This window comes from Sphingopyxis sp. EG6, from assembly GCF_003609815.1.
GTDB lineage: Bacteria > Pseudomonadota > Alphaproteobacteria > Sphingomonadales > Sphingomonadaceae > Sphingopyxis.
Genome location: NZ_AP017603.1, coordinates 837,624 through 857,509 on the forward strand (window position 1 = coordinate 837,624; position 19,886 = coordinate 857,509).

Below are 19,886 nucleotides of genomic sequence, written 5' to 3' on the forward strand. Positions count from 1 at the left end.
CTCGCGCAGCGAGTGGTGGAGGGGCTTTGCAACGTCGCGTCATGGCCCCTCCGTCAGCGCTTCGCGCTGCCACCTCCCCATCGCTGCGCGACAGGGAGGATCGGTTGGGCTTGCACTCCCTCCGACCGCGCGCCAATGTCGCTGGCATGTTGAAAAGATTCCTGCCGCTCGTCGCGCTCGCCACCCTGACCGTCCCATCCACCGCGCTCGCACAGGGTGTCACCTCGTCCGCCGACTCGCGCGCGACCGAGGCGGGGCGGCAAATTCTCCATCAGGGCGGCACGGCCGCCGATGCGGCGGTCGCGATGGTCGCGGTGCTGACGCTGGTCGAGCCGCAATCGAGCGGAATCGGTGGCGGCGGCCTGATGCTGCATCACGATGCCAGGGACGGCAGCATATCGACGATCGACGGTCGCGAAATGGCGCCCGCCTCGGCGAAACCCGACCGTTTCCTCGGCCCCGATGGCAAGCCGCGAAGCTATTCGGACGCGATCCCCGGCGGATTGTCGGTGGGCGTGCCCGGCAATATGCGCCTGATGGAAATGGCGCACAAGAAATGGGGCAAGCTGGAATGGGCGGCGCTGTTCCAGCCTGCGATCAAGCTGGCCGAAGAGGGGTTCGAAGTCACCCCGGTGCTGCACAACTGGATGACGCGGTTCGAATCCTTGTGGAAGGATTTCCCCGAGGCGCGCGCGATCTATTATGTCGACGGCAAGCCTGCGCCGGTCGGCACCCGCATCCGCAATCCCGCCTATGCCGCGCTGCTGCGCGACGTCGCGGCGCGCGGTCCCGACGCCTTTTACACCGGCGCCAACGCCAAAGCGATCAGCGACGCGGTTGCCAATGCCCAGCGCAACAAGGCAACGCTGACGGTCAAGGATGTTGCGGCCTACAAGGCCAAGGAGCGCCCCGCGGTCTGCACGACCTATCGTATCTACAAGGTGTGCGGCATGGGTCCGCCCTCGTCGGGCGCGACGACCGTTTTTGGCATCCTCGGGATGATCGAGGGCTGGGACATGAAGACGATGGGCAAGGATAATCCGATGAGCTGGCACCTGCTCGCCGAAGCGATGCAGCTGTCCTACGCCGATCGCGGTGCCTATCTGGGCGATGCCGATTTTGTTGACGTACCCGTGGCGGGACTGCTCGACAAAAAATATCTTGCCGAGCGTCGCCAGCTGATCTCGCCCTTTGCCGCCGCCGGACGCTATGAGCCCGGTACGCCGCCGGGCGCAAAGCCCCGCGCCGAAGCGCCGCCGATCCCCGAGCAGGGCACCACCCATTTTGCCGTCGCGGACAAGGCGGGCAATGTCGTGTCGATGACCTCGACGATCGAAAGCATTTTTGGCAGCCACCTGATCGCCAACGGCTATTTCCTCAATAACGAACTAACTGATTTCGACCTTGCGCCGACCCAGAACGGCGTGCCGACCGCCAACCGCGTCCAGGCGGGCAAGCGCCCGCTGTCGTCGATGTCGCCGACGATCGTTTATGGCCCCGACGGCAAGGTCGTACTCGCGGTTGGCTCGGCGGGCGGCAAGCGGATCATCATGCATGTGACGAAAGTGCTGGTCGGCGTGCTTGACTGGGGGCTCGATGCCAAGACGGCGATGGAACTGCCCAATCTCTATTTCGGCGAGCCCGGCGTGCTGATCGAAAATACCGACGCGGGCGAGGCGATGGCGGCGAAGATGAAGCCCTTCGGCTACAGCTTTACGCCCACGGACCTTGGTTCGAAGCTGAACGCGGTCGAGCGCGTTGGCGATGGCTGGCGTGGCGCCGCCGACCCGCGCGGGCCGGGAACATCCTCGGTGGATGGCGCACCGCCGCAGGGGTGAATTCGCTGATCTTGCGATCTCGTCATTGCGAGCGCCGCAGGCACGTGGCAATCCAAAGCGGCGCAAGACCATATTGGATTGCTTCACCCAGCATTCGCCGCGGTCGAAATGACGTGTATTTGAATCGATAAGAACAGAAAACAATCTCCCTGGAGAGAGGTAGAATGAAGCTGGACAACCCCCATCTCGACCATTTTCCAAGCCTGGTCGCGATGTTCTTCGACCGCGCCGCGCGCGGCGGCGAAGATCCGTTCCTGTGGCGCAAGGCGGACCGCGTCTGGCATCCGCTGAGCTGGCGGCAGGTCGCCAACCAGGTTGCGGCGCTGGCGCATAATCTGCGCGAAATGGGGTTGAAGGACGGCGACCGCGTCGTGCTGGTTAGCGAAAACCGCCCCGAATGGTGCATTGCCGATCTCGGCATCATGGCCGCCGGTTGCATCACCGTGCCGACCTACACGACCAATACCGAACGCGACCACCAGCACATCCTCGACAACAGCGGTGCGACCGCGGTGATCGTGTCGACCGCGAAACTGGCCCGCACGTTGATGCCCGCGGTCACGCGCTCCGACGCGCATATCGTCATCACCATGGAAAGCCTGCGCGTCGGGCAGCAGGGCGATGTCGCGATCCACGAATGGGAGCCGCTGGTGACCGGCGGCGAAGCCTGGCTGGACGGAGCCAAGGCGCGCGCCGCCGCGATGACGCGCGAGGATACTGCGTGCCTGATCTACACCAGCGGCACGGGCGGCGCGCCACGCGGGGTGATGCAGCATCATGGCGCGATCCTGCACAATGCCGCGGGCGCGGCTGAAGTGCTGGTCAATGATTTCGGCATCGGCGACGAGGAAGTGTTCCTGTCGTTCCTGCCGCTTAGCCACGCCTATGAACATTCGGGCGGGCAGTTCCTGCCGATCATGGTCGGCGCGCAGATTTATTACAGCGAAGGCCTGGAAAAACTGGTTTCGAACATCGAGGAGACGCGCCCGACGATCATGGTCGTCGTGCCGCGCCTGTTCGAAGTGATCCGCGCGCGGATGATCAAATCGGTCGAAAAGCAGGGCAAGCTGGCGAACTGGATGCTGAACCAGGCGCTGCGCGTCGGCGAGAAGGATTATGAGCGCCGCATGGGGCTGCTCGACCGCCCGGTCGACCTGCTGCTCGACAAATTGTTCCGGCCCAAGATCGGCCAGCGCTTCGGCGGACGCATGAAAGCATTGGTTTCGGGCGGCGCGCCGCTCAATCCCGAAATCGGCGTGTTTTTTCACTCGATCGGGCTGACCTTGCTCCAGGGCTATGGCCAGACCGAGGCGGGGCCGGTGATCAGCTGCAACCGCCCGAGCGCGGGGGTCAAGATGGACACCGTCGGCCCGCCGCTGATGAACACCGAGGTCAAGATCGCCGATGATGGCGAGATATTGGTGCGCGGCGAGCTGGTGATGAAAGGCTATTGGCGCAATGACGCCGAGACCGCGCGGGTCTTGGTTGATGGCTGGCTCCACACCGGCGACATCGGCCATATCGACGAAAAGGGCCGCATCGTCATCACCGATCGCAAGAAGGATCTGATCGTCAACGACAAGGGCGACAATGTCTCGCCCCAGCGCGTCGAAGGGATGTTAACCCTCCAGCCCGAGATTTTGCAGGCGATGGTCTATGGCGACAAACGCCCACACCTTGTCGGCTTGCTGGTACCCGATCCCGAATGGATGGCCGAATGGGCGGAGGCCGAAGGGCTACCGAAAGACCTGTGCCGTCTGCGCGAGCATGAAAAATTCCGCGCCTCGCTGCGCGCCGCCGTGGACCGCGTCAACGGCCAGCTGTCGGTGATCGAAAAGGTGCGCAAATTCGACTTCGCCGACGAGCCGTTCACGATTGAAAATGAACAGATGACCCCGTCGATGAAGATCCGCCGCCACGTGCTGCGCGAGGTCTATGCCGACAAGATCGCGGCACTTTACAAGGCTTAATCGTCGCCCCCGCGAAGGCGGGAGCCGCTTTCGGATTACACCGCGAGCGCTGCATAAACCGGCGGCGGCCCCCGCTTTCGCGGGGGCGACGGTTTGTTAAAGCAGGCGGGGGTGCGACCCGAAGGGCTCGGCGCAAACCGGTCCCCGCCTGCGGCTGAACCGCGGGTTCAGCCAGCGTCCCCCGCCGGTTTGCGATAGGGGACGAATTCGCCAAAAACGCAGGTCGGACCGCGAATGCCGCTCGACCGATCGACCAGATGGAAGAAATCGCCTTCGCAGGTCGAGGATCCGAACTGGCGGACGACCATGATATCGCTGTCGCGGGCGAGGCCGGGGCAACTGCTTTTCAGGTCGTTGCGATACACAAGGTTGCCGCCCGACCGATAAAGCAGAATATTGTCCGACACGCGGATCGTGTCGTTGCTGCGGTAATTGGGCAGGCAGCGCATCGGTTCGCCCGGAACCTTTCCCGCCAGTTGTTTGTCGAGCCGCTCGGCCTGCTTGGGGGTCAGCGCCGCGGCGCCGGGTTCGGCGGTGCCCGCCGGCGCGCAGCTGGCGACCAGCGGCGCCGCTGCGATCAGCAGTACGGCGCGCATCGGGTTCAGCATGGCCATGGCATTGCTCCTTGAGATTGCTGAATATATTGCTGGCAGATGAACGGGCGCTGAAGCGGCAGCATCAGGCCGCGTCCTTCAGCGCGCGGATACGCCCGAGTTCGGTCGCGCTCGTCGCGCGCAAAAAGGGGTTGGTGGCGCGTTCGGCGCCGATCGTCGTCGGGACCGTCGCTTCCCCCGCCGCGCGCGCCGCTTCGACCGCCGCGAGCCGCGCCGCCAATGCTTCATTGTCGGGGTCGACAGTCACCGCAAAGCGCGCATTCGAAAGCGTATATTCGTGCGCGCAATAAACGCGCGTTGCATCGTCGAGCGAGCCGAGTTTTTGCATGTTCGCGAACATTTGTTCGGCGGTGCCTTCGAACAGGCGGCCGCAGCCCATCGCGAACATCGTGTCACCGACAAAGATCGCGCCGTCGTCAGCGAAATGATAGGCGATATGGCCTGCGGTGTGGGCGGGGACGTCCCACACACTCGCGACATGATTGCCCAGTCGCACCGTGTCGCCGCCCTGTACCTGCACGTCGAGCGTCGGGATGCGCGCATATTCGGCGGCGGGACCGGTGATCGTGCAGCCGGTTGCTTCCTTGATCGCGGCGTTGCCACCGGTGTGGTCGGGGTGCCAATGGGTGTTCCAGATGTCGGTGATCGTCCAGCCGCGCATGGCTGCGGCTTCGAGTACCGGATCGGCAACCGCGGGATCGACAACCATCGTCGCCCGGCTTTCCGCATCATGGACCAGCCAAACATAATTGTCGCTGAGCACCGGGATGCGGGCGATTTCGAGTGCAGTCATGCGTCGCTCCTTTCGTTCACCGGCCTCATGCCTGCAAGACGGAGGCGCAGCGCCGCCGCCTTGGTCGCGCCGCCTTACCAGCTACCGACGTTCGGCATCGACGACCAGGGTTCCTGCGGTGGTAAGTGACCGTTTTGGAGGAGTTCGACCGAAATGCCGTCGGGTGACCGGACGAACGCCATATGGCCGTCGCGCGGCGGGCGGTTGATCGTCACCCCGGCGTCCATCAGTCGCTGGCACGTCGCGTAGATATCGTCGACGCGGTACGCCAGATGGCCGAAATTGCGCCCGCCCGTATATTCCTCCGGCACGCTGCCGTCTTCGGGCGGCCAATTATAGGTCAGTTCGACCTCGGCGACCCCATCCTGCCCCGGACAGGCGAGGAAGATCAGCGTGAAGCGCCCCTGTTCGCTGTCGAAGCGGCGGACTTCTTCCAGCCCGACAAGCTTGAAAAAGGCGACGGTCGCGTCGGGATCCGACACGCGGATCATGGTATGGAGATATTGGGTCATGCGGCCATCCTACGCGCGCAGGCTCTGTCCTTCAAACGCTTCGAACAGATTTACGAATTCATCGGGTACCGGTGTCGGCGCGCCTTGGGCTTCGGCGACATGGACGCTGACCTCCAGTCCGGTCGCGCGCAGATCGTCTTGCCCCGCGCCGTGCAGTTCAAACAGAAATGTCATCGAGCTTCGGCCCACGCGCGAACAGCGCACGCAAATGTCGATCTCTTCGTCGAGCAGGATCGGTACCTTGTAATCGACCTCGGCGCGCGCGACGTGAAATTCGGGGCTGTCGCGCTGCGGCCAGCGGTCATAGACCCCCGCGGCGCGCCAATATTCGGTGATGCCGATGTCGAAATATTCGAGGTAGCGGCTGTTGAACACCACCGCCTGCGCGTCGATTTCGGCGTAGCGGACGCGCTTGGTGACGTGAAATTTGAAGTCGCTCCGGGCCATGACAATCCTCTAATTTGTCGCGATCCGCGCGACGGTGTCGATCAGCAGCGCGATGTCGGTATCGCGCGACAGGCGGTGGTCGCCGCCCTTGACCAGCGTCACCTGGACATCGTCGCTGGCAAGCGCCGCCGACAGCCGCATGCTGATGTCCGGGGGCACGTCGCCATCCTCTTGTCCGTGCAGCAAGCGCACCGGGCAGGCGAGGGGGATCTCGGCATCCAGCAACCGGTTCGCCTCGCCCGACTGGAAAAAACCGCGTGTCGTCACATAGGGCTGGTCGCTATATGGGGTTTCCTCGACCAGCGCGCCCTCGGCAAGGATGATCGCTTTCTCCGCGTCGCTGAAACCCCAATCGGTGAAATCGGGCGCCGCGGCGATGCCGACGAGCCCCGCGACGCGGCTTGGCCCGTCGCGCTGGACCAGCGCGATCGCGGTCAGCAGCATCAACCAGCCGCCCATCGACGATCCGACGATGACGACCGGCCCATCGACCTTTGCATCGATGACGTCGAGTATATCGCCGCGCCAGTCGAGCAAATCCTGCTCTGCAAACAACCCGTCCGACAATCCGCATCCGGCATAGTCGAGGAGCAGGCAGGCATGGCCTTCCGCGACGGCCCAGTCGAACAGCGCGGTCGCCTTGCCGCCCGCCATGTCGGACATATAGCCGGGCAGAAAGATGATCGTCGGACCGGTGCCCGGCGTATGGCGACAAGCGAGCCGCGGGCGGCCCGCGCGGTCGAGATAGTCGGGGGCGGCGGGCGCCGTCATTCTCTAATCCCGCTCGACGCGAGAGCAAAATGGGGCGCGTGGACGAAGCGCACCGGGATCAGATGACCCAGTCGATCGTGCTCATCTGCATCACGGCCTGGCCCTTGGCGCGCCGCTGCTCGACCATGATATGGTTGAGCCGTTTGATCGTGTCGCTGCCCGTGGTGATGCACCAGCCGGGAACAACCGCGTGAACCAGCGCGCAGAGCCCCCCATAGATCATCGTCACCCCGAATTTCGACGCGACGCCGAAATGTTCGATATAATTTTCATCGACGCTCTTGGGATGGTCGACGAACAGGCGCTTGAACATGGAGGTCTCCCTTTCCGGCTGCCGCCGCCCTAGCGGGCGGTCGACCGGCTCGCAAGGCCAGGGTGCCGATCGACGCTCATTCGGCGAGAAAAGCATCGATCGCGCGGGCAAAGGCCGCGGGTTGGTCGAGCATGATGAAATGGCGGCTGCCCGGTACCATGTGCGCAGAGAAACGGACGAGCCCTGCATATTGAGGTTCGAACGCCGCCTTTGCGCGCTCCGGCGTCATCAGCGCATCGTCCTGTGCATAGAGCAAGGTGACCGGCGCTGCGACCGCTCCCAGTTCGCCGCGCATGTCGGTGGTCATGACATCGTAAAGGACCTGCGCCGTGACGCGCGGGTCGGCCTGGCGCATCCAGCCGGCGATCGCGGTGCGTCCCGCGGCGCTGTTCGACATGCTGGCGGCCATGCTGGCCGGGCCGGGATCGGTGACGGGGGTTGTCGGCACCGGATGGCCATATTGCGCGCGCATCATCGCGGCCATCTGCTCGGCCTGCGGCTTCGTGCTTTCTGCCGTCGCGGCGGGATTGAACAGGGTGCCGATGAAGGGCAGCGCGTCGACGATCATCAGGCGCGCGACTTCGTCCGGCGCGCGCGCCGCGATCATCAGCCCGGTAAGGCCGCCCATCGAATGACCGATGATTGCGGGCGCTGCGCGGCCCCGATCGGTGATGCAATCGTCGATATAGTCGGCAAGCTCGCGCATCGTCGAACCGAGCACCGGCCCCTCGGCGTTGACCCCCGCTGCGTCACCAAAGCCGCGGATCTGGACGCGGTGCAGCCGGTGCGAGCTTTTCAGCCGGTCGGCGGTGGCGTCCCACACGCTGCGTGGGCTCGACAGACCGGGGATCAGCACGACGTCGGGTCCGTCGCCCTCGATCAGCACGGTGATGCGCTTGCCCTCGACCAACCCCGCGGGGCAGGGTTCGGTGGCGTCGACGGGGCTCGCGATCAGGCCGACGAACAGGGCGAAAATTGTAGCAATCGCAATGCGGCGTTTCATGTTCTTCAGTCTTTCAGAAAAATCTCTTCGATCGGCAGCCCGAACAGGTCGGCGATGCGAAAGGCGAGGGGGAGGGAGGGGTCATATTTGCCCGTTTCGATCGCGTTCACCGACTGGCGCGACACCTCCAGTCGCTCGGCCAGATCGCCCTGGCTCCAGTCGCGCTCGGCGCGCAGAACTTTCAGGCGGTTTTTCACGCGCATGGTCCCGCGTCGCCAATGGTGGCCTTGTTGACCAGCGATCCGACCGCCAGCCCCAGGCACCAGACCGGGAATACATAGAATAGCTGTACCCGCGGCACGTCGGTGAACAGCTCCAAAATGCCCCAGCCGCTAGCGAGCGCCAGCGTCAGGCCGGTCGCGACCAGCATCTTGCGGATTTCCAGCATCCGGACATATTCATCCTTCAACTCGGCGATATAGCGCGCCATCGCCCAGATGAAGCCCGAGGTTGCGAGCGCGGGGACGAGCGCGATCGCCACGGTCAGCGGCGTGGCCGCCGCATCGTCGGGGATGAGCCAGCTCGCAATCATCACCGTCGCGATATAGACGAGCGAAAGCGGGATCATCCGGCGGATATAGCGGCGCTGGGCAGGGTTTTGGGTCATGGTTCAGCGCTCCAGCGGGCGGCAGCGCCGCGAGCCGACGACTGTCGTCACCATGATCAGCGGAAGGACCGTCACCAGCGTGCTTGCCACGTCGGCGGGGATCACGTCGACAGCACCCAAAAAGGCGATGGCGAGGATGGCGATTGCCCAAGGCAGGGCGCGCAGCATTGGCGGCATTGGTCAAGCTTCCTTGTTGTTCAGTCAAGGAACATTGACATCTGGATTCGTGATTGTCAAGTAACATTGACCAATTGACAAGCTCGCCAATCTCATAGGCCGGTTCGTTGCGGCGCTGCGCGCGCTGGTATCAGCGAAGATGCTCGCGAAAAATGTGGCGCCAGCGCCAGTTGAGCAGGTGCGCGGTGGCGAGCACTATCGCGCCCAATGACGTCAGCAACCGGTCAGCGGCTTCGGGCTCGGCCAGCGCCAGCCATCCCTCGTGCGCCGCCAGCCCTGCCGCCAACAGGCCCAGCCCCGCTCCGGCAAGCAGCACCGGCAGCGCCCGTCCGTGCCGCCGCCAACCATCCGTCATCGCAAAGGTCGCCGCGGGCAGCGCCAGCATCAGGATCGCGGCATGCACCCATTCGGGCATCGCGAACCAGGTCCCGAGCGCGGGCGCGAGCAGGATCAGCAGCGGCAGCGCGAGGCAATGGACGAGGCAGGTCAATGACAGCGTGATCCCCAGCAGGTCGGCAAGGCGCGGGCGCGCGGCGGGGATACACATGAGGAACGATCTTTCGCGGGAGGAGCTTGCGGTGCGAGATAGTGATACAATGTATCATTGCAAGCCCGATTGTGAATCCGCCCCTTGCCGCCCCCACCGCATGCTGGCAAAGGAACCCGGCAATTTTGCCCAGAAAGGCCGATTTTCCCGATGTCCCAGATGATCCGCGTCACTCTTCCCGATGGCTCTGCCCGAGAAGTCGCGCGCGGCACTACCCCGGCGCAGATCGCCGCCGACATCGGACCCGGTCTCGCCAAGGCGGCGCTTGCCGCGAAAATCGACGGCGAGCTGCGCGACATCATGCGTCCGCTGGAGGAAGACACCAACCTGGCGCTGGTGACGAGCCGCGACGAGGCCGATGCGCTCGAGCTGGTGCGCCACGACTATGCGCACGTCCTCGCCGAAGCGGTGCAGAACCTGTTCCCCGGAACGCAGATCACTTTTGGCCCCTCGACGGGCGACGGCTTCTATTACGACTTCGCACCGACCGCCGAGCATGGCCCGTTCCGCGACGAGGAATTGCCGCTGATCGAAGAAGAGATGCGGCGGATCATTGCCGCCGACCTGCCGCTCACGCGCGAAGTGTGGGAGCGCGACAAGCTGATCGCCAAATGGCAGGCCGATGGCGAGACGTTCAAGGCCGAATGGGCCGCCGAACTGCCCGCGAACGAGCAACTGACCGTCTATCGCTCGGGAGACGGCTGGATGGATATGTGCCGCGGGCCGCACCTCGCCTCGACGGGCAAGCTCGACCCGGCGGCGTTCAAGCTGACGCGTGTGTCGGGCGCCTATTGGCGCGGCGACCAGAAAAATGCGCAGCTCTCGCGCATCTACGGCACCGGCTGGCTCAACAAGAAGCAGCTCGGCGACCATCTCGTCCGGCTGGAGGAGGCCGCGAAACGCGACCACCGCAAGCTGGGGCAAGAGATGGACCTGTTCCACCTCCAGGCCGAAGCGCATGGCTCGGTGTTCTGGCACCCCAAGGGCTATATGATCTGGCGCGAGCTGGAGGCCTATATGCGCCGCGCGATCGACGGCGCGGGGTACCGCGAGGTCAAGACGCCGCAGGTGATGGACGCGCGCCAGTGGGAGCAGTCGGGCCATTGGGGCAAATATCGCGAGAATATGTTCGTCATCCCCGACGAGGTTCCGAATGTCGAAGACGAAGGCCCGATCGTTTCGAACGAAGCCGAGTGGATGGCGCTGAAGCCGATGAATTGTCCGGCGCATGTGCTGATTTTCCGCCAAGGCATGAAGTCGTACCGCGACCTGCCGCTGCGCCTCTATGAAAATGGCTGCTGCCACCGCAACGAGCCGCATGGCGCGCTGCACGGGCTCATGCGCGTGCGCCAGTTCACCCAGGACGACGCGCATATCTTCTGCCGCGAGGACCAGATCGTCAGCGAGGTGCAGGCCTTTTGCGCGCTTGCCGACCGGATCTACAAGGAATTCGGTTTCACCTATTCGATCAAGCTCGCGCTCCGCCCCGAAAAGCGGTTCGGGACCGAGGAAATGTGGGACATGGCCGAGGCCGAGCTGCGCGCCGCCGTGGTCGCCGCGGGGCTCAACACCCCCGAATATGGCTGGGAAGAACTGCCGGGCGAGGGCGCCTTTTATGCGCCCAAGCTCGAATGGCATCTGACCGACGCGATCGGGCGGACGTGGCAGGTCGGGACGATCCAGTCCGACCGCGTGCTGCCTGACCGCCTCGATGCGTCGTACATCGCCGAGGATGGCGAACGTCACCGCCCGGTGATGCTCCACCGCGCGATCTTTGGCAGCTACGAACGCTTCATCGGCATCCTGATCGAGCATTTCGCGGGCAAGCTGCCGGTATGGCTGGCGCCGGTGCAGGCGGTCGTTGCGACGATCGTCAGCGATGCCGACGACTATGCGCGCGACGTGACGGCGCAATTGACCGCCGCCGGGGTGCGTGTCGAAACCGACCTGCGCAACGAAAAGATCAACTACAAGGTCCGCGAGCATAGCCTGGCCAAGGTTCCGCACCTGCTCGTCGTCGGCAAGCGCGAGGCCGACGAAGGCACGGTTGCGATCCGCACCCTCGGGCAGGAAGGTCAGCGTATCATGCCGCTGGCTGAGGCGATTGCGCTGCTCAAGGGCGAAGCGACCCCGCCCGACCTGCGCCATTGATCGCCACGCCTGAACGTCGACCGCGCCGGTGGCGGCGCTGGCTGCTGCTGCTGGCGCTGTTCGGGGTGGCGCTCCTCGCCAAGGGCTATTGGAATGCGACGCGCGATCCGCTGATCCGCACCGCCTCGGTCGCGGTCGCCGACTGGTCTGCGGGGCAGCCGCCGCTGAAATTGCTGCTCTTGTCGGACATTCATGTCGCTGGTCCGGACATGCCCCCTGAACGGTTGACGCGCATCGTCGCCGAGCTCAACCGGCTGCGCCCCGATCTGGTGCTGATTGCGGGCGATCTGGTCAGCGAAAAGCGCAGCGCGACGCATATCTATTCGGCGGCAGAGGTTGTTGCGCCGCTCGGCAAGCTGCGCGCGCCGCTGGGGGTGGTGGTCGCGCCGGGCAATCACGACCATTGGTTCAAACCCGACGCGCTGCGCGGCGAACTGGAAAAGCACGGCCTGCGCGTGTTGCAGAATGACGCGGTGAAGCTCGGCCCGCTGGTGGTCGGCGGGGTCGATGACGATTATTCGGGGCATGACGACGTCCCCGCGACGCTGGCGGCGATGGAGCGCGCGGGGCCGGGCGTGCCGTTGCTCCTGACGCACAGCCCCGACATCATCCCCGACGTCGAGCGCGCGGTCGCCGCGATCTTCGCCGGGCATACCCACTGCGGCCAGATCCGCTTCCCCTTCGTCGGCGCGCTCACTTATGTTTCGCGCTACGGTAATCGCTTTGCGTGCGGCGACATGACCGACAAGGGCCAGCGCGTGTTCGTCGGGGCAGGGCTCGGGACCAGCCTGTTGCCGCTCCGCTACCTGACGCCGCCCGATGCTTGGCTGGTGACGGTGGGGCCGCAATCATCGGCGGCCGGGACAATGCCCTGATGACCGGGATGGGCATCGGTGTGCACGCGGCCAACGAGTGCCTGCCGCGGCACCGCCACGCCGACGGCTATATCGCTGTCGTGCTCGGCGGCGGTTATCACGAGGCGGGGGACGAGGGACGGTTTGCTGCCCATCCGGGAACTGTGGTCGTCCACGGCCGCTGGACCGCGCACTTCGACCATTTTGGCAATCGCGGCGCGCGGGTGCTCAACCTGCCCGCCATTCCCGGGCTGGCGCCGGGAGCGGGAACGATCGCTGACGTCGACATCGTGGCGCGGATCGCCGAACGCGATCCGGTTGCTGCTGCCGAGCATGTGCGCGCGCATTGCTGCGCCGACGTCGGCCTATCCAACGACTGGCCCGACCTGCTCGCGGCAGTGCTCCGGTGCGACCCTGACACGCCGCTGGCGCCATGGGCGCGGCACATGAAACTTGATCCGGCCTCGGTCAGCCGAGGCTTTGCGCGCGCATACGGGGTCAGCCCCAAGCGCTTCCGACTCGAGGCGCGAACGCGGCGCGCAATTGCCGCGCTCGCCGATTGGCACGGCAGCCTTGCCGATCTTGCCGCCGATCAGGGCTTTGCCGATCAGGCGCATCTCACCCGGTCGGTTGGCGCGATGACCGGGGTTCCGCCCGTCGTCATACGGGCAAAGTCCGTTCAAGCGCAGGGCAAACAGACCGGTTAATCCGGCCCCATGGATCGCCGTTTCTTCCTCGCCGCATCGCTCGGCAGCTTCGCCATTCCCTCGCTTGCCTATGCACAGCGTCCACCGATGCGCACGCGCTGGAAAGTCCGGGCTTCCGAGGGGTTCGATGCGCTGGCCTTTCTTGGTCCGTTGGCGGGCGGCGAGCTTTATCTGCCCTATTACCAAGCCGACGTGGACGCATTTGCGCCGCGCCTTGCCGCCGCAGTCCGCGCCGATGTCCCGGCGTTGGCGCAAGAGGCCGAACGCAGTGGCTTCGGGTTGCTCGGACCCAATTTGTCGGTGCTGTTTTCGAACGGGGCGGACGGCGATCTGGGGAGTCTGATTGCGAATATGTCCGCGCCCGAGGCACGGCTGCTACCGGCCTACCGCGCCAGCCCCTATTGGAACGAGAAGGACTGGCGCTGGTTCATGGCGGCTGTTCCCCGGCTGCGGACGGTATTCGAAGCGATGCAGGCCGCCGACTTTGCCGCCTTTCGCGACGAGCGGGCCGGGGGTATCGCACGACGTATCGCCGAACTCGACCGCGATCTTGCTGACTATGACGTCATTCGCTGGCACGAAAAGCTCACCGGGCGCGTTTTCGATCCGCTGATTGAAGTGGTATTGCTGCAATTCTGCAAACCGCATGGGATCAAGGTACAGGGGCAGACCTTTCTGCAGGCAGCGGACTGGAACACGCCGACCACGGTGCGCAACGCCGCCCATGAAATGCTCCATCCGCCGGTGCCGATGGATGGTGCCGCGGCACAGGCTGCGCTGGCGGTGCTGGCTCGCGACCCGCTGATCCCGCGCATAGTCGCCGACCACGACCCGAAATGGGGCTACACCACGCTCGAAGGCCTGCTCAGCGAGGATATTGCCCAGGCGCTCGATCAGCTGATTGCCGAGGCGCTGGGCGTCGCGCGCAATCCCGCGGACCGCTGGCGCAAGGCCGACGATGGCATCCATGTTCTCGCGGGTGCCATCTATGGCATTTTGCGCCGCGATCGGTGGATCGACACTGGCGGGTCGATCGAAGATTGGTTGGCCGATGCGGTGCGCGGCGGACGATTTGCCCCGGGCCACCTGCACGCCGTCGCCGCGCAGGTGCTCGAGCGCCTGGTGACGGGGCTGTGGCCGCTGGCCTGAGCCGATCTCCAGGGGCTAGGCGGCATCGCTTTGATGCCCTATCGGCCAACGCAGCCCGTTCGGGCGCGCGGAGGACTCAACTGCCCATCAATTCAACCCTGTGCGGTATGGCCGCAGCCCGATGAACGATCTGCAAAGTCTCACGGGGATTGCGCCGCTCACGCTGGTTGGCGCGGCGGCGATGACCTTTGGCGCGGCCTATGTGCGGGGGCTCACCGGGTTCGGCATGGCGATCATCCTCGTGCCGTTGCTGGGGCTGATCATCGCACCGGGGGAGGCGGTGGTGCTCGGCATCCTGCTGCAACTGCTGATCGGGCCGGTCGGGCTGAAGGTGATCCTTGCCGACGCCGACCGGTCGACCGCGGTGCCGATCGCGCTGATCGCGATGGTGACAACCCCGATCGGCATGGTCGCGCTCGATCTGGCGACCCCGGACGTGGCGCGGCTGCTCATCACCTTGATCGCGGTCGGCGCCTTTGTTGCGGTGCTGCTGCCCAAACAGCCCGAGGGACATCGCCCCGGCCGGGCCGCGATCAGGGGCACGGGGATCGCCTCGGGCATATTGACCGGCTTTGCCGCGATGCCGGGGCCGCCGGTCGTTCCCTTTTACCTGCGCCGCTCGCTGCCCCCCAGCGTCGCGCGCGCATCGATGATGCTGATCTTTTTTGCGACCGCGATTGCCGGGACGCTCGCCGCGCTGTGGGTCGGGATCGCCACCGGACGCCTGTTCATCCTGTCGCTGCTGCTGTTCGCGCCGATGTGGCTCGGTAACCGCATCGGCGGGCGCCACTTCGGCAGCGTCGCGCCGCATGTGTGGCAGGCGATGGTCGCGGTTGTGCTGGGCGTGGCGGCGGTCGCGGCGGTGGTACGGATCCTGAATTAAAGGCTCCGCAGCGCCTGCGCCGGTTTCGCAGACAACAGCGGCCAGCTGCCCGCAATCCCGATCAGGAACGACAATCCGGCCCCGCCGACCAGCGTCGCGCCGACGATCAGCGGGTCGGGGGCGAAGGTGAAATCGAACAGGCTGACCACGACATAACGCGCCGCGATCAGCCCCAGCCCGAGCGCCAGCACCGCAAGCACTGCCGCAAGCACCGCATATTCCATCGCCTGCGCCCCCAATATCTGGCGGCGCGTCGCGCCGAGCAGTTTCAGGATCACGCTGTCATATACGCGCCGTTCGCGGCTGGCGGCGATCGCGCCGATCAGCACCGCGATGCCGGCGAGGATCGCGATGCTGGCCGCCGCGGCGATCGCCTGGCTCATCTGGGTCAGCAAAATCGTCACCTGCGACACCACATCGCGCACCGCGATCAGCGATGCCGAGGGGAAGGCGCGCGGGATGCTGCGCGCCAGCTCGGTTTCGGCCTTGTCGTCGACCGCCACCGTCGCGACCATATTGTGCGGGGCGGCGTCGAACGTCCCGGGTGAGAAGACGAGTACATAGTTTAGCCCGAAATTGTCCCAATTGACGGTGCGGAAGGATGCGACCTTCGCCTGCACTTCGACCCCCAGCACGTTGACGCTCAGCGTATCGCCGATCTTGAGGTCCAGCGAGGTCGCAACCTCCTGTTCGACACTGACCAGCGGCGGTCCCTTGTAATTGGCGGCCCACCATTGGCCGCCGACCAGCTCGCTGCCGTTTGGCGGCGCGGCGCTGTAGGTCAGCCCGCGATCGCCGCGGAGCACCCACGCACCCTCGGGCAGTTCGGCGAGTTCGTCGACGCGTACCCCTCGAAATTCGGTGACGCTGCCGCGCAGCGCCGGGATCATGTTGATCTGCGCGTCAGGTGCGGCGTTTGTGACCATCGATCGGAACTGCGCGGCGCCTTCGCGCGGCACGTCGAGCACGAAAAAGCTCGGCGCGCGCTGCGGCACGGTGCGCGAAATTTCGTTGGTGATGCTGGTCTGGATCGCCGCGAGGGTGACGAACAGGGTCAAGCCTAGCCCGAGGGCTACCACCAGCGCGCCGGTCGACGCGCCCGGCCGGTGCAGATTGGCCAGCGCCAGCCGCAAGAGGGGACGGCGCGGACGGGGTAGGCGGCTCGCGATGCGGCGCACCAGCCAGCCCAGTCCGACGAGAATCAGCAGGAGGCCGATCGCGGCGCCAATAAAGCCGAGCGCGAACAACGGCTCACGCGCGGTACCGACTGCGAGCGCGACGATGGCGAGCAGCGCCACCGCGACGGCGATCAGCGCGGGGCGGTCGATCCGCGCCGCTTTATCGACCGTCGCCCGGTACAGCCCCGCCGCCGGGATGTGCTTCGTTGCCGCCAGCGGCGGCAGCGCGAAGGCGATCGCGATCAGCAGGCCATAGGCGGCGCTGACGCCAAGCGGTAGCGGGTAGAGCGCCAAGCCCGGGCGTACAGGCAGGACATCGCCCGCAATCGCCCCGATCGCGAACGGCGCCAGCGCGCCGACGACCAGGCCCGCAAAGATCGACACCGCCGCAACCGCCAAAATCTGCAAGCCATAGATGCGCAGAACGGTCGCGCTGTCGGCGCCCAATACTTTCAGCGTCGCCAGGCCGGGGCGTTTGCCCGCCAGATAACTTGCCACCCCATTGCCGACGCCGATCCCGGCGATGACCAGCGCGGCGAGGCCGACGAGCGACAGGAACTGCCCCATGCGTTCGATGAAGCGCCGGGTCCCGGGGGCGCCGTTGCTGCTGTCGGTGATGTCCCAGCCGGCGCCGGGGAATTGCGCGGTCAGCGCCTCGCCGACTACTTGCGCGTTGGCGCTGGCGGGCAGGCGGACACGATATTTGCTCTCGAAAAGGCTACCCGGTTGGATCAGCTGCGTCGCGGGGAGGTCGCCCAGACCGATAATCGCGACGGGACCAAGGGTGAAGCCCTCGCCCAGCCGGTCGGGCTCTTCGGCGATGATGCCGTCGATAAGGAACGCTTTTTCGCCGAACTTTACGCGCGATCCGACTTTCAGGTCGAGCCGCGACGCAAGATCCTTGCCGATCCAGATGCTGCCAGCGGGTGGTGGGCCGCGGCGTGCGCCGCTTTCCAGCCGCAAGGTTCCATAGAGCGGATAGGCGCCATCGACTGCCTTGAGTTCCGACAATAGCGCGTCGCCCTCAGGCGCATTGGCCATCGCGCGCATGCGCACGGTGGACGATGTCGTTCCTGCCTTGCGGAATGCCGCCATTTCTTCGGCGGTCGCTTCGCGCTGCGGAATACCGAATTCGATGTCGCCGCCCAGGATCGTCTGCCCGCGCACCTCCAGCTCGGAGGTGATGCCGCGCGTCAGGCTGCCGATCGCGGCGAGCGTCGCGACGCCGAGGAACAGGCAGACGGCGAGCAGGCGCAGCCCGCGGATGCGGGTCGCGAGGTCGCGGCGCGCGATCCGCCAGAGGGAGGCGAGAGGGAGCATCAGATCAAGGACTCCCTTACCCCGTTCGTATCGAGCGAAGTCGAGACACGCCGCTTGGTGGCGCTTGTCTGCCGGGTGTCTCGACTTCGCTCGACACGAACGGAATTGGACGGCGGCATCACGCCGTCCGCTCCTCGATCCGCCCGTCATGCATCACGACAACACGGTCGCAATGCTCGGCGAGTTCGGGGTCATGGGTGATGATCAGCAAGGTCGCGCCCAGCGATGCGCGGCGCGCGAAGATCAGATCGATGATCGCATGGCCCGTCGCGGTGTCGAGGTTGCCGGTGGGCTCGTCGGCAAAGATGATCGCGGGTTCGCTCGCCATCGCGCGCGCAATCGCGACGCGTTGCTGCTCGCCGCCCGACAGCTGCGCCGGATAATGGGTCAGGCGGTGGCCAAGCCCGACGGCCTCGAGTTCGGCCGCCGCGCGCCCGAACGGGTCGGCGATCCCCGCCAGTTCCAGCGGCACCGCGACATTTTCCAGCGCGGTCATCGTCGGCAGCAGGTGGAACGCCTGGAGCATGATGCCGATCCGCCCGCGCCGCGCGCGCGCAAGTTCGTCTTCGTCCATCGTGGCAAAATCGAGCCCGGCAACGCGGATGCTGCCGCCGTTGGCGCGCTCCAGCCCCGCAAGCACCGCCATCAGCGAGCTTTTGCCCGATCCCGACGGCCCGAGCAGCGCAACCGACGCCCCTGCCGGTACCTCCAGATCGACGCCGCGCAAAATTTCCACGGGGGACTTGTCGCTCCCTAGCGTCAGCGTCACATTATGGGCGGCGATCGCCATATCAGGCGCCACGGCCTGAGGGGGTCGAGTGTCGGGCAAGGAGAGAACCCTTTGGAAAAACGAACGGCCGGATGGCGCTCTTACGCCATATATGGTTGCGCGCTGGCGCTTTGCCAACCGCTTGCTGCGTGTGGATCGGCGGAAACCCCGGCGGCTTCGACCAACGACAAGGTAGCGGCCCAGGCGTCCCCCGCAATCCCCGCCGACGCGCCGCTCGTCATCGCGTTCGGCGACAGCCTTTATGCGGGCTACCAGCTTGGGCCGAAGGAGGGCTTGGCGCCGCAACTGCAGGCCGCGCTGGCCGCAGACAGCGTTGTCGCGCGGGTACAGAATGCGGGCGTGTCCGGCGACACGACGGCGGCGGGGCGTCAACGGCTGACCTACGTGCTCGACAATGCCAAGGTGAAGCCGGCGCTGGTGTTGCTGGGCCTGGGCGGCAACGACATGCTGCGCGGCATCGGCCCCGACCAGACGCGCGCCAACCTCGACGCGATGCTCGCCGAGCTTAAAAAGCGCGAGATCCCGGTGCTGCTGACGGGCATGATGGCGGCACCCAATCTGGGCAGCGATTATGCGAAGAAATTCAATCCGATCTATTCGGAACTTGCCGCCAAATATGATGCCAGCTTCTATCCCTTCATCCTCGACAATGTTGTCACCGACAAAACGCTGATGCTGAGCGACAATCTGCACCCCAATGCAAAAGGGGTAACGGTCGTGGCGGAAGCGCTGGCGCCGCTGGTGGAGCAGGCGCTGCCGGATGCGGGGTAGGCCTATCCTCCCTGTGGCGAAGCCATGGGGAGGGGGACCGTCCGCGAAGCGGATGGTGGAGGGGCCGCGACGGTAGCGCCAAAGCCCCTCCGTCAGCGCTCCGTGCTGCCACCTCCCCATGGCTTCGCCACAGGGAGGAACAAGGGCTCAACCGCCGCGCGGCCCGAACAGGATGATCGCGGCGCCGCCGAGGCATACCGCGGCGCCGATCAGGTCCCATCGGTCGGGCTTCGCGCCCTCAACCACCCACAGCCACAGCAGCGCCGCGACGATATAGACCCCGCCATAGGCCGCATAGGTCCGCCCCGCATGTTCGGCATCGACCAGGGTGAGCAGATAAGCGAACAGCGCCAGCGAAGCCATGCCGGGAACCAGCCACCAAATTGGCTTGTCGAGCCTGAGCCATGCCCAGAAGGCGAAGCAGCCCGCGATTTCGGCGAGCGCGGCGGCGATATAGGCAAGAGCGGTCATGCGCCGATCGTGGCGCTGCG

22 protein-coding genes are annotated in these 19,886 nt (G+C 65.6%); 8 read left to right on the forward strand and 14 right to left on the reverse strand.

The window, feature by feature from the left end:
• Positions 1-146 precede the first annotated feature (146 nt).
• On the forward strand, positions 147-1,838 hold the full coding sequence (gene ggt / locus SPYCW_RS04060) for a gamma-glutamyltransferase (RefSeq protein WP_120215714.1): 1,692 nt from the start codon (positions 147-149) through the stop codon (positions 1,836-1,838).
• Positions 1,839-2,002: 164 nt separating this feature from the next.
• Positions 2,003-3,808 carry an AMP-dependent synthetase/ligase gene (locus SPYCW_RS04065; RefSeq protein WP_172595417.1) on the forward strand — a complete coding sequence of 602 codons (1,806 nt, stop codon included), beginning with the start codon at positions 2,003-2,005 and terminating at the stop codon, positions 3,806-3,808.
• 167 nt (positions 3,809-3,975) lie between these two features.
• Here SPYCW_RS04065 and SPYCW_RS04070 read toward each other — a convergent pair whose 3' ends face one another.
• The 11 genes from SPYCW_RS04070 to SPYCW_RS04115 all read right to left on the reverse strand — a co-directional run bounded on the left by SPYCW_RS04070 (position 3,976) and on the right by SPYCW_RS04115 (position 9,592).
• Positions 3,976-4,422, reverse strand: coding sequence for a hypothetical protein (locus tag SPYCW_RS04070; protein ID WP_120215715.1), 447 nt, complete (start codon positions 4,420-4,422; stop codon positions 3,976-3,978).
• Between the two features lie 64 nt (positions 4,423-4,486).
• Positions 4,487-5,215 (reverse strand): hydroxyacylglutathione hydrolase, encoded by a 729-nt coding sequence (gene gloB / locus SPYCW_RS04075; RefSeq protein WP_120215716.1) that lies wholly within the window; start codon positions 5,213-5,215, stop codon positions 4,487-4,489.
• Between the two features lie 74 nt (positions 5,216-5,289).
• Positions 5,290-5,727, reverse strand: coding sequence for a VOC family protein (locus SPYCW_RS04080; protein ID WP_120215717.1), 438 nt, complete (start codon positions 5,725-5,727; stop codon positions 5,290-5,292).
• A 9-nt stretch (positions 5,728-5,736) separates the two neighbouring features.
• Complete coding sequence (locus SPYCW_RS04085; protein WP_120215718.1) at positions 5,737-6,174, reverse strand: acyl-CoA thioesterase; 438 nt, start codon at positions 6,172-6,174, stop codon at positions 5,737-5,739.
• Between the two features lie 9 nt (positions 6,175-6,183).
• Entirely contained in the window at positions 6,184-6,945 is a 762-nt protein-coding gene (locus SPYCW_RS04090) for an alpha/beta fold hydrolase (RefSeq protein WP_120215719.1), read from the reverse strand.
• Positions 6,946-7,003: 58 nt separating this feature from the next.
• On the reverse strand, positions 7,004-7,258 hold the full coding sequence (locus SPYCW_RS04095; protein WP_039572425.1) for a DUF6356 family protein: 255 nt from the start codon (positions 7,256-7,258) through the stop codon (positions 7,004-7,006).
• Between the two features lie 76 nt (positions 7,259-7,334).
• Complete coding sequence (locus SPYCW_RS04100) at positions 7,335-8,261, reverse strand: alpha/beta fold hydrolase (RefSeq protein WP_120215720.1); 927 nt, start codon at positions 8,259-8,261, stop codon at positions 7,335-7,337.
• Between the two features lie 5 nt (positions 8,262-8,266).
• On the reverse strand, positions 8,267-8,458 hold the full coding sequence (locus tag SPYCW_RS04105) for a helix-turn-helix transcriptional regulator (protein WP_053556040.1): 192 nt from the start codon (positions 8,456-8,458) through the stop codon (positions 8,267-8,269).
• On the reverse strand, positions 8,455-8,868 hold the full coding sequence (locus tag SPYCW_RS04110; protein WP_120215721.1) for a hypothetical protein: 414 nt from the start codon (positions 8,866-8,868) through the stop codon (positions 8,455-8,457). The genes SPYCW_RS04105 and SPYCW_RS04110 overlap by 4 nt, the downstream gene beginning before the upstream one ends.
• A gap of 3 nt (positions 8,869-8,871) precedes the next feature.
• Complete coding sequence (locus SPYCW_RS18900; RefSeq protein WP_171005252.1) at positions 8,872-9,045, reverse strand: hypothetical protein; 174 nt, start codon at positions 9,043-9,045, stop codon at positions 8,872-8,874.
• A gap of 130 nt (positions 9,046-9,175) precedes the next feature.
• Positions 9,176-9,592: a MerC domain-containing protein gene (locus SPYCW_RS04115; RefSeq protein WP_120215722.1), complete on the reverse strand. Its 417-nt coding sequence runs from the start codon at positions 9,590-9,592 to the stop codon at positions 9,176-9,178.
• A 150-nt stretch (positions 9,593-9,742) separates the two neighbouring features.
• Here SPYCW_RS04115 and thrS point away from each other — a divergent pair, with 150 nt between their 5' ends.
• The 5 genes from thrS (at position 9,743) to SPYCW_RS04140 (ending at position 15,336) form a co-directional block, all read left to right on the forward strand.
• Positions 9,743-11,743, forward strand: a complete 2,001-nt coding sequence (gene thrS, locus SPYCW_RS04120; protein WP_120215723.1) for a threonine--tRNA ligase — start codon at positions 9,743-9,745, stop codon at positions 11,741-11,743.
• The gene (locus SPYCW_RS04125; protein ID WP_232014828.1) at positions 11,740-12,618 is read left to right on the forward strand and encodes a metallophosphoesterase; all 879 of its coding nucleotides are present in this window, start codon (positions 11,740-11,742) and stop codon (positions 12,616-12,618) included. The genes thrS and SPYCW_RS04125 overlap by 4 nt, the downstream gene beginning before the upstream one ends.
• Positions 12,618-13,304 carry a helix-turn-helix domain-containing protein gene (locus SPYCW_RS04130; protein ID WP_120215724.1) on the forward strand — a complete coding sequence of 229 codons (687 nt, stop codon included), beginning with the start codon at positions 12,618-12,620 and terminating at the stop codon, positions 13,302-13,304. Before SPYCW_RS04125 ends, SPYCW_RS04130 begins: the two co-directional genes overlap by 1 nt.
• Positions 13,305-13,313: 9 nt before the next feature.
• A complete protein-coding gene (locus tag SPYCW_RS04135) occupies positions 13,314-14,453 on the forward strand; it encodes a hypothetical protein (RefSeq protein ID WP_120215725.1) in 1,140 nt (379 codons plus the stop codon).
• A gap of 121 nt (positions 14,454-14,574) precedes the next feature.
• Positions 14,575-15,336 carry a sulfite exporter TauE/SafE family protein gene (locus SPYCW_RS04140; protein WP_120215726.1) on the forward strand — a complete coding sequence of 254 codons (762 nt, stop codon included), beginning with the start codon at positions 14,575-14,577 and terminating at the stop codon, positions 15,334-15,336.
• Here the strand turns inward: SPYCW_RS04140 and SPYCW_RS04145 are convergent.
• Both SPYCW_RS04145 and SPYCW_RS04150 read right to left on the reverse strand, forming a co-directional pair.
• Positions 15,333-17,834: an ABC transporter permease gene (locus SPYCW_RS04145; protein ID WP_120215727.1), complete on the reverse strand. Its 2,502-nt coding sequence runs from the start codon at positions 17,832-17,834 to the stop codon at positions 15,333-15,335. The two genes, SPYCW_RS04140 and SPYCW_RS04145, sit on opposite strands and share 4 nt — an antisense overlap.
• Positions 17,835-17,952: 118 nt before the next feature.
• Entirely contained in the window at positions 17,953-18,624 is a 672-nt protein-coding gene (locus SPYCW_RS04150) for an ABC transporter ATP-binding protein (RefSeq protein ID WP_120215728.1), read from the reverse strand.
• 51 nt (positions 18,625-18,675) lie between these two features.
• Here SPYCW_RS04150 and SPYCW_RS04155 point away from each other — a divergent pair, with 51 nt between their 5' ends.
• Entirely contained in the window at positions 18,676-19,395 is a 720-nt protein-coding gene (locus tag SPYCW_RS04155) for an arylesterase (protein WP_120215729.1), read from the forward strand.
• A gap of 147 nt (positions 19,396-19,542) precedes the next feature.
• On the opposite strand, the gene SPYCW_RS04160 is transcribed toward SPYCW_RS04155, so the two are convergent.
• Positions 19,543-19,866: a YnfA family protein gene (locus SPYCW_RS04160; RefSeq protein WP_120215730.1), complete on the reverse strand. Its 324-nt coding sequence runs from the start codon at positions 19,864-19,866 to the stop codon at positions 19,543-19,545.
• Between the last annotated feature and the right edge of the window lie 20 nt (positions 19,867-19,886).

Coding starts and splice junctions, on each gene's coding strand:
- thrS (WP_120215723.1), top strand. CDS start 9,743: ATGTCCCAGATGATCCGCGTCACTCTTCCCGATGGCTCTGCCCGAGAA.
- SPYCW_RS04160 (WP_120215730.1), bottom strand. CDS start 19,866: ATGACCGCTCTTGCCTATATCGCCGCCGCGCTCGCCGAAATCGCGGGC.
- SPYCW_RS04135 (WP_120215725.1), top strand. CDS start 13,314: ATGGATCGCCGTTTCTTCCTCGCCGCATCGCTCGGCAGCTTCGCCATT.
- SPYCW_RS04145 (WP_120215727.1), bottom strand. CDS start 17,834: ATGCTCCCTCTCGCCTCCCTCTGGCGGATCGCGCGCCGCGACCTCGCG.
- SPYCW_RS04090 (WP_120215719.1), bottom strand. CDS start 6,945: ATGACGGCGCCCGCCGCCCCCGACTATCTCGACCGCGCGGGCCGCCCG.
- gloB (WP_120215716.1), bottom strand. CDS start 5,215: ATGACTGCACTCGAAATCGCCCGCATCCCGGTGCTCAGCGACAATTAT.
- SPYCW_RS04100 (WP_120215720.1), bottom strand. CDS start 8,261: ATGAAACGCCGCATTGCGATTGCTACAATTTTCGCCCTGTTCGTCGGC.
- SPYCW_RS04065 (WP_172595417.1), top strand. CDS start 2,003: ATGAAGCTGGACAACCCCCATCTCGACCATTTTCCAAGCCTGGTCGCG.
- ggt (WP_120215714.1), top strand. CDS start 147: ATGTTGAAAAGATTCCTGCCGCTCGTCGCGCTCGCCACCCTGACCGTC.
- SPYCW_RS04150 (WP_120215728.1), bottom strand. CDS start 18,624: ATGGCGATCGCCGCCCATAATGTGACGCTGACGCTAGGGAGCGACAAG.
- SPYCW_RS04095 (WP_039572425.1), bottom strand. CDS start 7,258: ATGTTCAAGCGCCTGTTCGTCGACCATCCCAAGAGCGTCGATGAAAAT.
- SPYCW_RS04140 (WP_120215726.1), top strand. CDS start 14,575: ATGAACGATCTGCAAAGTCTCACGGGGATTGCGCCGCTCACGCTGGTT.
- SPYCW_RS04080 (WP_120215717.1), bottom strand. CDS start 5,727: ATGACCCAATATCTCCATACCATGATCCGCGTGTCGGATCCCGACGCG.
- SPYCW_RS04130 (WP_120215724.1), top strand. CDS start 12,618: ATGACCGGGATGGGCATCGGTGTGCACGCGGCCAACGAGTGCCTGCCG.
- SPYCW_RS04115 (WP_120215722.1), bottom strand. CDS start 9,592: ATGTGTATCCCCGCCGCGCGCCCGCGCCTTGCCGACCTGCTGGGGATC.
- SPYCW_RS04085 (WP_120215718.1), bottom strand. CDS start 6,174: ATGGCCCGGAGCGACTTCAAATTTCACGTCACCAAGCGCGTCCGCTAC.
- SPYCW_RS04110 (WP_120215721.1), bottom strand. CDS start 8,868: ATGACCCAAAACCCTGCCCAGCGCCGCTATATCCGCCGGATGATCCCG.
- SPYCW_RS18900 (WP_171005252.1), bottom strand. CDS start 9,045: ATGCCGCCAATGCTGCGCGCCCTGCCTTGGGCAATCGCCATCCTCGCC.
- SPYCW_RS04070 (WP_120215715.1), bottom strand. CDS start 4,422: ATGGCCATGCTGAACCCGATGCGCGCCGTACTGCTGATCGCAGCGGCG.